Origin of the sequence: Pseudomonas sp. TCU-HL1 (genome assembly GCF_001708505.1) — a bacterium.
Classification (GTDB): domain Bacteria; phylum Pseudomonadota; class Gammaproteobacteria; order Pseudomonadales; family Pseudomonadaceae; genus Metapseudomonas.
Map to the genome: position 1 here is coordinate 4,271,105 of NZ_CP015992.1, position 13,145 is coordinate 4,284,249.

The 13,145-nt window shown below is 63.0% G+C and carries 14 protein-coding genes; 8 read left to right on the forward strand and 6 right to left on the reverse strand.

The window, feature by feature from the left end; all coding sequences use genetic code 11:
• Positions 1 to 41: 41 nt before the first annotated feature.
• Entirely contained in the window at positions 42 to 692 is a 651-nt protein-coding gene (locus THL1_RS19810; RefSeq protein WP_069084831.1) for a TetR family transcriptional regulator C-terminal domain-containing protein, read from the reverse strand.
• A gap of 151 nt (positions 693 to 843) precedes the next feature.
• Here THL1_RS19810 and THL1_RS19815 point away from each other — a divergent pair, with 151 nt between their 5' ends.
• The 4 genes from THL1_RS19815 to THL1_RS19830 all read left to right on the forward strand — a co-directional run bounded on the left by THL1_RS19815 (position 844) and on the right by THL1_RS19830 (position 4,793).
• Entirely contained in the window at positions 844 to 1,938 is a 1,095-nt protein-coding gene (locus THL1_RS19815) for a polyamine ABC transporter substrate-binding protein (protein WP_069084832.1), read from the forward strand.
• 31 nt (positions 1,939 to 1,969) lie between these two features.
• The gene (locus tag THL1_RS19820) at positions 1,970 to 3,388 is read left to right on the forward strand and encodes an aminotransferase (protein ID WP_069084833.1); all 1,419 of its coding nucleotides are present in this window, start codon (positions 1,970 to 1,972) and stop codon (positions 3,386 to 3,388) included.
• 43 nt (positions 3,389 to 3,431) lie between these two features.
• Positions 3,432 to 4,280, forward strand: coding sequence for a helix-turn-helix transcriptional regulator (locus THL1_RS19825; RefSeq protein WP_069086572.1), 849 nt, complete (start codon positions 3,432 to 3,434; stop codon positions 4,278 to 4,280).
• Positions 4,281 to 4,367: 87 nt separating this feature from the next.
• On the forward strand, positions 4,368 to 4,793 hold the full coding sequence (locus THL1_RS19830) for an organic hydroperoxide resistance protein (protein ID WP_069084834.1): 426 nt from the start codon (positions 4,368 to 4,370) through the stop codon (positions 4,791 to 4,793).
• 45 nt (positions 4,794 to 4,838) lie between these two features.
• On the opposite strand, the gene cheR is transcribed toward THL1_RS19830, so the two are convergent.
• Both cheR and THL1_RS19840 read right to left on the reverse strand, forming a co-directional pair.
• On the reverse strand, positions 4,839 to 5,666 hold the full coding sequence (gene cheR / locus THL1_RS19835) for a protein-glutamate O-methyltransferase CheR (RefSeq protein WP_069084835.1): 828 nt from the start codon (positions 5,664 to 5,666) through the stop codon (positions 4,839 to 4,841).
• 39 nt (positions 5,667 to 5,705) lie between these two features.
• A complete protein-coding gene (locus tag THL1_RS19840) occupies positions 5,706 to 6,638 on the reverse strand; it encodes a chemotaxis protein CheV (protein WP_069084836.1) in 933 nt (310 codons plus the stop codon).
• Positions 6,639 to 6,714: 76 nt separating this feature from the next.
• Between THL1_RS19840 and flgA the strand changes: the two genes are divergently transcribed.
• The 4 genes from flgA (at position 6,715) to THL1_RS19860 (ending at position 9,297) form a co-directional block, all read left to right on the forward strand.
• Complete coding sequence (flgA, locus tag THL1_RS19845; RefSeq protein WP_069084837.1) at positions 6,715 to 7,476, forward strand: flagellar basal body P-ring formation chaperone FlgA; 762 nt, start codon at positions 6,715 to 6,717, stop codon at positions 7,474 to 7,476.
• A gap of 128 nt (positions 7,477 to 7,604) precedes the next feature.
• Entirely contained in the window at positions 7,605 to 7,943 is a 339-nt protein-coding gene (gene flgM, locus THL1_RS19850) for a flagellar biosynthesis anti-sigma factor FlgM (protein WP_069084838.1), read from the forward strand.
• A 47-nt stretch (positions 7,944 to 7,990) separates the two neighbouring features.
• Entirely contained in the window at positions 7,991 to 8,458 is a 468-nt protein-coding gene (locus THL1_RS19855) for a flagella synthesis protein FlgN (RefSeq protein WP_069084839.1), read from the forward strand.
• Between the two features lie 89 nt (positions 8,459 to 8,547).
• Positions 8,548 to 9,297, forward strand: a complete 750-nt coding sequence (locus tag THL1_RS19860) for a flagellar brake protein (RefSeq protein WP_069084840.1) — start codon at positions 8,548 to 8,550, stop codon at positions 9,295 to 9,297.
• Positions 9,298 to 9,522: 225 nt separating this feature from the next.
• On the opposite strand, the gene THL1_RS19865 is transcribed toward THL1_RS19860, so the two are convergent.
• The 3 genes from THL1_RS19865 to THL1_RS19875 all read right to left on the reverse strand — a co-directional run bounded on the left by THL1_RS19865 (position 9,523) and on the right by THL1_RS19875 (position 12,864).
• Positions 9,523 to 10,143: a TIGR04282 family arsenosugar biosynthesis glycosyltransferase gene (locus THL1_RS19865; RefSeq protein ID WP_069084841.1), complete on the reverse strand. Its 621-nt coding sequence runs from the start codon at positions 10,141 to 10,143 to the stop codon at positions 9,523 to 9,525.
• A gap of 99 nt (positions 10,144 to 10,242) precedes the next feature.
• On the reverse strand, positions 10,243 to 11,562 hold the full coding sequence (locus THL1_RS19870; protein WP_069084842.1) for an MFS transporter: 1,320 nt from the start codon (positions 11,560 to 11,562) through the stop codon (positions 10,243 to 10,245).
• 60 nt (positions 11,563 to 11,622) lie between these two features.
• On the reverse strand, positions 11,623 to 12,864 hold the full coding sequence (locus THL1_RS19875; RefSeq protein ID WP_162493752.1) for a glutamine synthetase family protein: 1,242 nt from the start codon (positions 12,862 to 12,864) through the stop codon (positions 11,623 to 11,625).
• Positions 12,865 to 13,145: the final 281 nt, after the last annotated feature.

Genomic DNA, 13,145 nt, shown 5'->3' on the forward strand with positions numbered 1-13,145 from the left:
TGTTCGAAGTGGCGGGAGGTTATCGTCAGCAGAACGAACGATCAACGGCCCCCGACGGGGCGCAGGAAGCGCTGCATGCCACCCGCCTGCAGGCCGTCCACCCACGCTTCGCAGATCTGCACGCCCTGCTCCGGGGTGAAGGTCTGCGGATTCAGCCCGGACTCCAGCCAGAGGCCATCGAGCAAGGCGCTCAGGCTGATGGCTGCCAGCTCCGCATCAAACCCCTGCCAGCCCTCCTCCAGCGCGAGATGGGTGAGCGCCTTGGCGAGGATGGCGCGGTATTCGCCATAGGATTGGTCGTGGGCCGAGTTGATCGCCTGGGCGGTCTTCACCGCGCCCCAGAACGCCAGCCAGGCTTCCAGCAGTTGCGGGTCCAGCAGTTCAGCGCCGAAGGACGCCTGGAAGAACGCCGATAGCCGTGCACGTGGACTGGGCTGCGCCTCGTCGATGGCATCGCGCAGAAGCTTCATCACCCGGCCCGTCACCGCCAGGTAAGCCTCGGCCACCAGTTCGTCCTTGCCGGCGTAATGGTGGTTGATGAGTCCCACCGAGACCCCGGCTTCCGCGCAGATCTTGCGAATCGACGCGCCCTGGAAGCCATGGCGCTTGAGGCAGGTGAGAGTCGCTTCGATCAGGTGGGCCTTGCGCAACTCGGGGTCCAGACGGGAGTAGCGCACATCCTGGGTCGTCATGCCGAAAGCTCCTGTAGTGGTGCGGCGAATCTGAACGACTGTACAGGAAGGTACCGATTCCACCTACCCGTTCGGGTTATGGCCGCTGCCTCGCAAGGGGCACAAAGTAGGTAGCGAGGCGATTCGATAACAACAATAGAGGTGAACCGACATGTGCAAGCCCCTGGTCGCAGCACTCGGCGCGACGCTCATCCTGTTGCCGGCCCTGAGCCCGGCGGACGACGGCAATACCCTGCGCCTGTACAACTGGTCGGACTACATGGGCGAACGCACCCTCGCCGAGTTCGAGAAAGCCACCGGCATCCGGGTGGTCTACGACACCTTCGACTCCTACGAGACGGTCCAGGGCAAGCTGTTGCCGGGCCGCTCCGGCTACGACCTGGTGGTGCTCAACGCCGCCCTGGTGCCGCCGCTGCTCAAGGCTGGAGTCTTCCAGCCGCTGGACAAGGGCCGGCTGCCGAGCTGGGGCAATCTGGACCCACAGGTACTGGCCAGCCTCGAACACTTCGACCCGGGCGTTGCGTACTCGGCGCCTTACACCTGGGGCAGCAACGGCATCACCTACAACGTGGACATGATCAAGGCACGCATGCCTGATGCGCCTATCGGTTCTCTGGCGATGGTTTTCGACCCCGAGATCGTCTCGCGCTTCGCCGATTGCGGCGTGACCCTGATCGACTCCCCAACCGATGTGCTGCCACTGGCACTGGCGTATCTCGGCCGCGACCCGAACAGCGCAGCGCCCGAGGACCTCAAGGCTGCGCAGGACCTGCTGATGAAGGTGCGCCCTTACATCCGCAAGTTCGACTCCATGAGCTACCTCAACGGCCTGGCCAACGGCGACCAGTGCATCGCCATGACCTGGTCCGGCGACTACGCCACCGCCCAGGCCCGCGCCACAGAGGCCGGCGCCAAGGTGAAGCTCGACTACTTCATTCCCAAGGAGGGTTCGCTGATCTGGTTCGATGACTTCTACATCCCCAGGGACGCGCCCCATGTGGAGAACGCCCACACGTTCATCGAGTTCATGCTGCAACCCAAGGTGATCGCCGAAGTCACCGACTACATCCGCTACGCCAACAGCAACCAGGCGGCCACCCCCCTGGTGGCGGCCGAAGTGCGCAATGACCCGGCGATCTACCCGGACGACGCCACCCGCGCGCGCCTCTTCACCCAGAAGCCCCAGCCGCCCAAGGCCATGCGCCTGATTACCCGCACCTGGAATGCGGTCAAGACCGGCAAATGAATTGAACTGCCCAGTACCCGAGAACACGACCATGAACAAGCCAAACGCCGACTTCTTCGCCCAGTTCGACAACGAGCGCCTGATGGCCGCCGACAAGGCGCACTACATGCACGGCTACCACGTCTTCGACGACCACCGCGAAAACGGGGCACTGAACATTGCCGCCGGTAATGGCGCCTATATCTACGACACGGCCGGCAACCGTTACCTGGACGCCGTGGGTGGCATGTGGTGCACCAACATCGGCCTGGGCCGCGAGGAAATGGCCGACGCCATCGCCGAGCAGGTCCGCCGCCTGGCCTACTCCAACCCCTTCTGCGACATGGCCAACGTCACCGCCATCGAGCTCTGCGAGAAGCTCGCCGAACTGGCGCCCGGCGACCTCAATCACGTGTTCCTCACCACCGGCGGCTCCACCGCCGTGGATACCGCCTACCGCCTGGTGCAGTACTACCAGAACTGTCGCGGCAAGCCGGAAAAGAAGCACGTCATCACCCGCATCAACGCCTACCACGGCTCCACCTTCCTTACCATGTCGCTTGGCGGCAAGGCGGCGGACCGCCCGGCGGAGTTCGACTTCCTCAAGGACCGTATCCACCACATTTCCTGCCCCAACCCCTACCGGGCGCCAGCGGGCATGGACGAGGCGCAGTTCCTGGAGTTCCTGGTCAACGAGTTCGAAGACAAGATCCTCACGCTCGGCGCGGACCGGGTGGGCGCCTTCTTCGCCGAGCCGATCATGGGCTCGGGCGGCGTGATCATCCCGCCGGCTGGCTACCACAAGCGCATGTGGGAAATCTGCCAGCGCCACGACGTGCTCTACATCTCGGACGAGGTGGTGACCTCCTTCGGCCGCCTGGGCGCCTTCTTCGCCTCGGAAGACGTATTCGGCGTGGTGCCGGACATCATCACCACTGCCAAGGGCCTGACCTCCGGCTACCTGCCGCTGGGCGCCTGCATCTTCTCCGAGCGCATCTGGCAAGTGATTGGCGAGCCGGGCAAGGGACGCTGCTTCAGCCATGGCTTCACCTACAGCGGGCACCCGGTGAGCTGCGTGAGTGCGCTGAAGAACATCGAGATCATCCAGCGCGAGAACCTGCTCGCCCATGTGGACGAAGTCGGCACTTATCTGGAGGAACGCCTGCAAAGCCTGGCCGACCTGCCGCTGGTGGGCAGCGTGCGCTGCAAGAAGCTGATGGCCTGCGTCGAGTTCGTGGCCGACAAGACAAGCAAGGCGCTGTTCCCCGACGAACTGAACATCGGCGAGCAGATCCACCTGCGAGCCCAGAAGCGTGGCCTGCTGGTACGACCCATCGTGCACCTGAACGTGATGTCGCCGCCCTTGACTATCACTCGCGCCCAGGTGGACGAGATTGTCGAGACACTGCGAGAGGCTATCCTCGAAACCGCCGCAGACCTCAAGCAACGGGGTGCCTATGCGGGCAATTGACGGCGTCTGGCCGCTGCCGAGCGGCGCCAGTAGACTGCCGGACATGACCGAAGCCTCCCCCACCCACACCACCCCCGCCACCCTGCATGCCTGGCATGCGGGGTTGGCCCGGGCCATGGCCAGCGTCGCCGAGCCCACTTTCTGCGAGCGCCTGGCCGAAGCCTTGGCCAGCCTGGTGCCCATCGAATCGGTGCTGCTCGGCCTGGAGTGCAAGGGCCTGCCGCCGCGCCCGCTTTACCAGCGGGGCATCCCGGCGGAATATCGCGAAGCGCTGATCGAACGCTATTACGCCCGCGGCTACATGCTCGACCCGTTCTGCCTGGCGCTGGAGAACGGCCTGGCGGAAGGCTTCTACCACCTTTCGGAAATCGCCCCAGATGACTTCTTCAACAGCGAGTACTACCGCACCTACTACCTGAAGTGCGGCTCGGTGGAAGATGCCCACTTCATCGTCGACCTGGGCGGCCAGCGAAAGGTGTCGCTGTGCGTCTATCAAGGCCGCAGTGGCGCCCGTTTCAGCACTACCGAACTTGACCTGCTGCGGGCTGTGCAACCGCTGGTACACGAATTGATACGCCAGTTCGACGAGCGCGGCGGACTGATCCGCTGCCTCGACGGCCATGGCCCGTCGACCCTGCGCACCGCGGCTCCAGCAGCGCTGAACCAGCAGATTCGCGAAGCCTTCATGAACTTCGGCAACGACCGGCTGACCGAGCGCGAACGGGAAATCGCCCACCTGCTGCTGCGCGGGCACTCGGCCAAGTCCAGCGCCAAGGTGCTGGAAATCTCCCCGGAAACCGTGCGCATGCACCGCAAGAATCTCTACACCAAGCTGGAAATCAGCTCCCAGGCGGAATTGTTCGCCTTGTTCATCGACTGGCTGACAGCCTGACGCAGGGCCTTTTCAGTCAAACGGCAGTGGGCAGATCGGATCCTTTGACTAGGCTTGGTTGTCTCTTCCCCCAACCGGAGACGCGCCATGCCCATCGAGAAAGCTCTGTATACCGCACACGCCGAAGCCTACGGTGGCCGTGAAGGTCGCGCCGTGTCCTCGGACGGCGTACTGGATGTGAAGCTGACCACTCCCAAGGAGTTGGGTGGCCCTGGCGGCGATGGCACCAACCCCGAGCAACTCTTCGCGGCGGGTTACTCTGCGTGCTTCCTCGGCGCCATCAAGTTCGTCGCAGGCAAGGAAAAGATCAACCTCAGTGAAGACACCTATATAGAAGGTGCCGTTGGCATCGGCACCCTGCCGACTGGTTTCGGCATCGAAGTCGAACTGAAGATTTCCCTTCCCGGGCTGGACAAGCAGGCCGCCAAGGAGCTGGTGGACAAGGCGCACATCGTCTGCCCTTACTCCAACGCCACTCGCGGCAATATCAACGTGACACTGACCCTGGTGTAACGCGCGTTCGGATAAATGAAGAGGGAGGCCATTGGCCTCCCTCTTTCACTTCACCTTGTAGATGATCCCCGGACTGCACTGGACCATCTGGAAGTGATCCGGCAGGCCATTGAGCGCCTCGGATGCCCCGAGGAACAGGTAGCCGCCCGGTTTCAAGGTGGCGTGGATGCGGGTCAGGATGTCTTTCTTCACGTCGGCGGAGAAGTAGATGAGCACGTTGCGGCAGAAGACGATGTCGAACTTGCCGAGCGCCGCGTAGCTGTCCAGCAGGTTCAGCGGACGGAACTCCACACGACTGCGGATGGCTGGCTTCACCGCCCAACGCCCTGGCCCCTTGGCATCGAAGTAGCGCGCCAGGCGCTCCTGCGACAGGCCGCGCCCCATGGCCAGGCTGTCGTACTCGCCGGAACGGCAGGCTGCCAGCATGGAACTGGACAGGTCCGTGGCGACGATTCGCGCCCCCGCCTTGAGCTGGCCGAGGTTGACCTTCTCAAACTCGTCGATCGCCATGGAAATGGAGAAAGGCTCCTGCCCCGAGGAGCTGGCCGCCGACCAGATGCGCAGCGGCTGGTTCGGGCTCGCCTTGATCAACTCGGGCAGTACCCGGTTCTTCAGCACTTCGAAGGGGTAGGTGTCGCGAAACCAGAGGGTTTCGTTGGTGGTCATGGCGTCGATCACCTGCTCGCGCAGGCCGCCACGGGAGAACCCCTGGATGCGCTGGGTCAGCTCACCCAGGGACTTGATGCCGTTCTGCTCCATCAGCTTGTTCAGCCGGCTGGAGACAAGATACTGCTTGTTGCTGCCCAGCAGGATGCCGCAGGTCTTTTCCAGGAACACCCGGAACTGCTCGAAATCCACATTGCCTGAAGACACTAGGGGCGCCTCACCGATCTATATCCGTGTCAGGGGGCCTCAGCCCCCGTCCGTTACCTTGATGCGTTCCACGACTCGCGCCGCCAGGTCGTCCGGCTTGAACTTGGCGAGGAAGTCATCCGCCCCCACCTTCTTCACCATCGCCTGGTTGAACACCCCGGAGAGCGAAGTATGCAGGAGGATATGCAGTTTCTGCATGCGCGGATCGTTGCGGATTTCCGCCGTCAGGGTATAGCCGTCCATCTCGGGCATCTCGATGTCGGAAACGATCATCAGCAATTCCCGTTCCGGCGCCTTGCCCTCCTCCACCATCTCGCGCAGGTAGTTGTATGCCTGGCGCCCGTCGTTGAGGGCCTTGACCTCGACGCCGACGGTTTCCAGGCAGCGGATCACCTGCTTGCGCGCGACGGAGGAGTCGTCGACGATCAGGACTCGCTTGCTGACGGCCTTGCTCTGGGTCTCGATGTCGATCACGCCTTCGGACACCACCTCGGAAGTGGGCGCCACTTCTGCGAGGATCTTCTCGACGTCGATGATCTCCACCAACTGCTTGTCGACCCGGGTAACCGCCGTCAGGTAATGATCGCGACCGGTCCCCTTGGGTGGCGGATGGATCTCCTCCCAGTTCATGTTGACGATGCGTTCGACCGAACGCACCAGGAAACCCTGCACCTTGGTGTTGTATTCCGTGATGATGACGAAGCTGTTCTTCAGGTCATCCAGGCCTCTGCGCCCAGTCGCCATGGACAGGTCAAGAATCGGAATGGTACCCCCACGGATATTGGCGACCCCACGCACCACTGGGCTGGACTTGGGCATCAGGGTGAGACGGGGGCACTGCAGCACCTCCTTCACCTTGAACACGTTGATCCCGTAGAGCTGCGATCCGTCGAGACGGAACAGCAGCAACTCCAGGCGGTTCTGCCCGACCAGTTGGGTACGCTGGTTAACCGAATCCAAAACACCGGCCATGACCAGACTCCTATTACAAGTCGTTAGGCGCCCGCTTCAGACTAGCAGGCGGCACGAGCCTTGCTTCTCAGTTTGCATGAACACTATGACGACGCTTTTCCGACACTTGATGGCAAAACGCCGCAATCGCCTTGCGGCTGTTTTACCCGCTTTGTGTTGTCTCGGCTACAGCCCGGCGTCGAGTGCGACTATGACATCGCCTGAGGTGCTTATCGGCACAGCCGAAGGCTTTCTTGAGTACAGCGTCGAAGAATATCTGCGGCGTGGCAATATCCAGGGGCGCAGCGAAATCCAGGTCAATCGACTCGACCCGCGCTTGCGCCTGGCCGAGTGCGGCAGGGATTTGACGGCAAAGCTGGAAAGCCCGGCGCAGCCGCTGGGACGGGTCACTGTGCGCATTCGTTGCGATGGCAGCGCCCCCTGGACAGTGTTCGTACCGGCCCAGGTGAAGCTTTACCGCGAAGTGGTCGTCGTCACTCGGCCGATGCGCCGCGGCGCGCCTATCGAGCCCCAGGACGTCGCCCTGGCCGAGCGCGATGTCGGTTCGCTCAGCCAGGGTTTCCTGACCGATACCGGGCAGATCCTCGGCCAGAAGACCACGCGTGCCCTGATCCCCGACCAGGTATTGGCCCCCCTGCATCTGCAGCAGGCCGAAGTGGTGAGCAAAGGCGACCAGGTGGTGATCAGCGCCAGAAATACGGCGATCAACGTACGCATGCCGGGCGAGGCGATGGCCAATGGCGCACCCGGCGCACAGATCAGGGTGAAGAACCTGAGTTCCGGACGCGTGGTCAAGGCGCGCGTCAAGGGCCCGGGCCAGGTGGAAGTGGACCTGTAGAATGATTCCGCTGGCGCCCGAGCAGGCTGTTTTTCTACACTCAGCCGGTATAAAAGAATTTTCTAAAGTTATCCTGGACAGGGCCGATAAAACGGTAAGCGTCCAACTAGCGTCCGAGGTTCAGCATCATGGTCATCGACTTCAACCGGCCCAATAACGGCCCAGCGCCCGCCAACACGGGGCGTACTGGCAACACTCAGGCTGGCAAGATCGAAACCGTCACCAGCGGCCAGGCTGCTGCAACCCAGAACACCGGCGAGCAGGCCCCGACTGCCCGCAGCGGCGAATCCGTGCAACTGAGCAGCGACGCTCAGTTGCTGCAGAAAGCCGGCGAAAAACTCCGCGACCTGCCCGAAGTGGACAAGGAACGCGTGGAAAAGCTCAAGCAGGCCATTGCCGACGGCTCCTACCAGGTCGATAGCAAGCGCGTGGCCAGCAAGCTGCTGAACTTCGAATCCCAGCGCTAGTCCACGGGCAGCGCTGGGGAACCTGGACGCTAGGCCCCAGAGCGCGTATGCACGATACCAACCTGCTTCAGCTGTTCACCGACGATATCGGCCACGCCAAGCGTTTGCTTGAGCTGATGGACGAAGAATTCCAGGTTCTGGGTGAGCGCGACCTTGTCCGCCTCGAGAAACTGCTTGCAGACAAGCAGCCCCTGCTTGCCCAGCTCGACCAGCACGGCCGCCAGCGCAGCCAGTTGCTGGCCAGCCTCCAGCTCAGCGCCGATCGGGCCGGTCTCGAGCAACTTGCCGCACGCTCGCCCCTGGGCCGGGACCTGCTGGACCGCAGCGAGGAGCTCGGCCAACTGCTGGACCGCTGCCAGTCGATCAACGAGCGCAATGGCCGGTTGATCCGCGCCAACCGCGCATCGGTCGGCAACATGCTCGGCATCCTGCGCGGCGGCGACACGCCCGGCCTCTATGACGCCCGAGGTGCTACCGCTAGAATCGGCCAACAGCGCCCGCTCAGCCAGGCCTGACAAGACATTACAAGAAGAGCGCAAAGACATGGCGGCATGATGCCACTATGCTTTGAGCAGTCCGCTTTGCGTTTGGAGAGACCTGGACCGTGTCCAACCCATTCCACGAAGAGAACGGCCCCCAACCCCCCAAGGTGCTCAAGGCACCGGTAGAGATCCTGGCCAACCTTCGTCTGCTGCAGCAACACCACGATCCCCTGATCATCACCTTCCACGACCGTAATCAGCGCTTCCAGAGCTACCTGGTAGAAGTGGACCGCGACCGCGGACTGATCGCCCTGGACGAAATGATCCCGAACGATGGCGAGCGCTTCATGAAGAATGGCGAAACCTTCCGTATCGAAGGTTTTCATGAAGGCGTGCGCATTGCCTGGGAAACCCTTCAAGCCGCGACCGTCGGCGAGTTCGAGGGCGATCGCTGCTATTGGTGCGCCCTGCCGGACGAGGTGACCTACCACCAGCGCCGCAACGCCTTCCGCGCGACACTCAAGCAGACTCAGCTGGTGCCCGTCGAACTGGATGGCGACAAGCTGTCAACGCCGATCAAGGGCGTGATGCTGGATGTCTCCGCCACGGGCTGCAAGCTGCGTTTTGACGGCAACCTGAGCGGCCGCCTGCAGCCGGGACAGGTGTACGAACGCTTCACCGCCAGAATGCCGATCGGCCCCATTACCACACCGATCGAACTGCGCCATCTGAGTTTCGACGAGAAGCTCGGCATAAGCTTTGTCGGTCTTCGCTTCCACCAGATGAGCGGACTGGTGCAACGCAACATCGAGCGTTTCGTCTACCAACTGCAACGCGAGGCGCGACGGTTCGACAAGGACGAACTCTTCTAGGGTTTGTACGAAAAGTCGTCGAGCGAAGGTCAGGCAAGGCGCAACGACCATCGGGAGTAACAGCCGAAGGCTGGCCCGAAGGGCGAGCGCCAGCGAGTCAATCGGCCGAAGAAGCGCAGTTTACGCGTTGTAAATGAGCATTCTGATCGGACTCGCGCACGAGGCCGATTTCAACGCAGCATCACGCGCGAAGCCCGCAGGCACTTTTCGTACAAAGCCTAACGCTCAATCGCCCCCAAACTTGAACCCCAGCCGCCCCAGCCGCGGCAGGTGTTCGGGCCTGTCCAACACCCAGAGCGATGGCAACAGCCCATGCTGCCATTCCAGAGCCTGCAAACGTTCGCAGGTCAGGGCCAGCACCTGGTCACTGCCCCAGGGTATGGACTCGAACAGGCGCGGGTCGATGCAGCGCAGGCCAAGCAGCACGTAGCGTCCATCTTCGGTTGGCCCCAGCACTGCCTGGTGCCGGTCGAGCGCTTCGCAGGCGGCAGACAGGTAGTCGGCGTCCAGCGTCGGGCAATGCTGGCCGATGAGCACCACGGCATCGTTTTCGGAAAGTCCCAGAGCAGCGATGCGCCGCATTCGCTCCCCCAGGTCGCCGACTGGCTGGCCCACCACCATCCAGTCGTTGTCCTCGGCCAGGGCTTCCAGGACCTCGTCCGGTCCATCCTCGATCCAGAAAATCCGTTCGCTGAAGCCCAGGGGCGGCAGGTTGAGAACACGCGCCACCAGTTGCCTGTGCAACCGGCTCAGCCCCTCCTCCCCCAGCGCCGGAAGCAGCCGCTGGTCGAGCTTGCTGGCCTGCGGGGCGCTGGCCAGCAGATGCAGGGAAATGCTCAACGTCATGACCAGTTCCTCCTTGAAGTCCCAAGGCAGGCCTTGGGCTTGAAGCTCAGGTAGCCGTACTGGTCGATAATTGGGCAAAAAAGGCGTGGCGTTGGGCCACTATTTTTCGGCTAGCGGCTGCTCCGGCCTCTCGTCGGTAGGTGGCGGCGGGATATCTCCGTTCTGCATCTGGTCGTGCACCGACTTCTCATCGACGCGCGGATCGAGGGCAGCCACCAGCGGCGAACTGATCATGTTGTCGGGCGTCGGCACGTGATGAAGCGGCGCCTCGTCGACACGATGAAGACCGGTAACTGCATCCGGCCGCACGCGCAGTACCAGCACCACGGCGCAGAAGCAGACGAACGCATAGAGCATGTTCGGCCCCAACTGCTTCATCAAGGCGCCGGTCAGCAGCGGGCCGATGCTCGCCCCCACGCCGAAGGTGATCAGCAGCATCGCGGTGAGCGAAACCCGCCGCTCGGGTTCGATATGGTCGTTGGAGAAAGCCACCGCCAGTGGATACAGGCTGAACTGCAGCAGGCAGACCAGGAAGCCTACCGGGAACAGTACTTCCAGGGACGCCTGCGGCATGATCGCCAGCGGCAGAGCCGACAAGGCGAGCAAAGCCGCAGTCGCGCGGATGAGCACGGCACGATCATGGCGATCGGATAGCCAGCCCAGTGGCCACTGCACCAACAGGCCGGCCAGGATGCAGCTCCCCATGAACAGGCCCACCTGGTTGATGGGCAGTCCCTGGGCCGTGGCATAGAGCGGTGCCAGACCATAGAAGGAGCCGATCACCAGGCCCGACACCAGCACGGTGGTCATGGACTGCGGCACCCGTTTGATGAAGAAACGCGGCTCCAGCGGCGCCGGATGCAGGGGCGCCGGGTGCAACTTGCGAGTCAGCGCGACCGGCACCAGGCACAGCGCAAAGCACATCGCCACCAGCATCAGCAGCTCGGGCCCGAGGCCGGGGTGCAGGACCAGCACCAACTGGCCCAATACCAGGCCCAGGTAGGACGCCACCATGTAGCCAGCGAATACCTGTCCGCGCTGGCTCGCGTCGGCCTGCTCGGTCAGCCAGCTTTCAATCACCATGTACTGGCACATCATCCCCAGGCCAACGAGCATCCGCATGAACAGCCACGCCGGCAACAGATCAATCAACCCGTGGCCCAGCACAGCCGCCGTCACCACACCGGCACAGGCCACATAGGCCCTGATATGCCCGACCCGGGCGATCAACCGGTGCCCCAGCTTGCCGCCCAGGATCAGGCCGAAATAGTTGGCTGCCATCAGGGCGCCGACCCAGAGCCCGTCTACCTTGTCCGCAGCGAGCCGCAGGCCCAGATAGGTACTGAGCAGGCCGGAGCCGATCAGCATGAGCAGGGTGGCGAAATACAGTGCGCGAAACGACTTCCAGATCCGATGCATCGGCGCTCCAGGCGGCTCCTTGTACAGGGAGGACCGCCCGATCGGGCGGCCCTGGATCGATCACACCTGGGCAGCGAGGATGCGCCGTTCCCAGGGCGTGATCTCATCGAAGAAGCTACTGAGCTCCATCGTCTTTGTAGCAATGTAGCCTTCGATGAACTCCTTGCCGAACAGTTCACGCGCCAGATCGCTGTGTTTCAGACGCTCGATGGCCGCATGCAAGGTACAAGGCAGCAGCAGTTCGTCCGGCGCCTCGAATTCCCCCTGGATCGGCGCACTCGGTTGCAGTTGCTGCTCGATCCCGTAGAGCCCGGCCGCCAGGCTGGCGGCAATGGCCAGGTAAGGGTTGGCGTCGGCGCCCGGCAGCCGGTTCTCCACCCGCCTCGCCACCGGCGCGCTGGCCGGGATGCGCAGTCCCGCCGCCCGGTTGTCGTGGGACCAGCAGGCATTGTTGGGCGAAGCATAGGGGTGGCAAAGGCGCTGGTAGGCGTTCACGTTGGGCGCGAAGAGCGCCGTGAAATCCGCCATGGCCGCCTGCTGGCCACCAATGAAATGAGCGAAGGCTGCCGTCGGTTCGTCATCGGCACCGCTGAAGATGTTCGCCCCCCCGTCGAGGGTCACCACGCTCTGGTGGATATGCATCGAACTGCCCGGTGTGTGCGCCAGTGGCTTGGCCATGCAGACCACCTGGATACCGTGCTTGAGTGCCACTTCCTTGAGCAGGTGCTTGAACAGGAAGGTCTGGTCCGCCAAGAGCAGTGGATCGCCATGGAGGAAATTGATCTCGAACTGGCTGACGCCCATCTCGTGCATGAAGGTATCCCGCGGCATGCCGAAGACCTCCATGGCGCGATAGACCTCCTCGAAGAACGGACGCAAGCCGTTGTTCGAGGACACACTGAACGCCGAAGCCCCGGCTTCGCGGCGACCATCCAGGCCGAGCGGCGGCAGGAAGGCCTCGGTCGGATCGGGGTTGGGAGCAAAGACGAAGAACTCCAGTTCGGTCGCCACCACCGGCTTCCAGCCGTGTTCGGCATAGCGCTCAACGACCTTGCGCAGCAGCCCCCTCGTGGACAGCCCGGAAGGACGGCCATCGAGCTCCTGGGCATCGCAGATCGCCAGAGCGCGCGGCCGCTCGCTCCAAGGCAGGCGATGGACCTGGCCCGGCTCGGCGACCAAGGCCAGGTCACCGTCGTCACTGCCGTAGAAACGGGCGGGTGGGTAACCGCCCATGATGCATTGCAGCAGCACACCCCGTGCCAACTGCAAACGGCGTCCGGAAAGGAAGCCCTCCCCTGTCATCACCTTGCCCCGCATCACCCCATTCAGGTCGGGGGTAACACACTCGATCTCTTCAACGCCAGCCAGACGCTCGGCGAGCGGGCTGCGGACTTTGGTCGTCATGGTTGCTGTCCTTGTGCACGACAGCCGCTCTGGATGGCGGCTTGTACAAAATACGCACCGGGCGTTCGGAATATCAAGCAGGCACCAGGACGATTTTTCCAGTCATAGAAAAGGGGGTGAAGCGCCAGGCGCTTCACCCCCTTTTTTCTTTCTTTACCGCAGACGGCTGGCGATGCCTC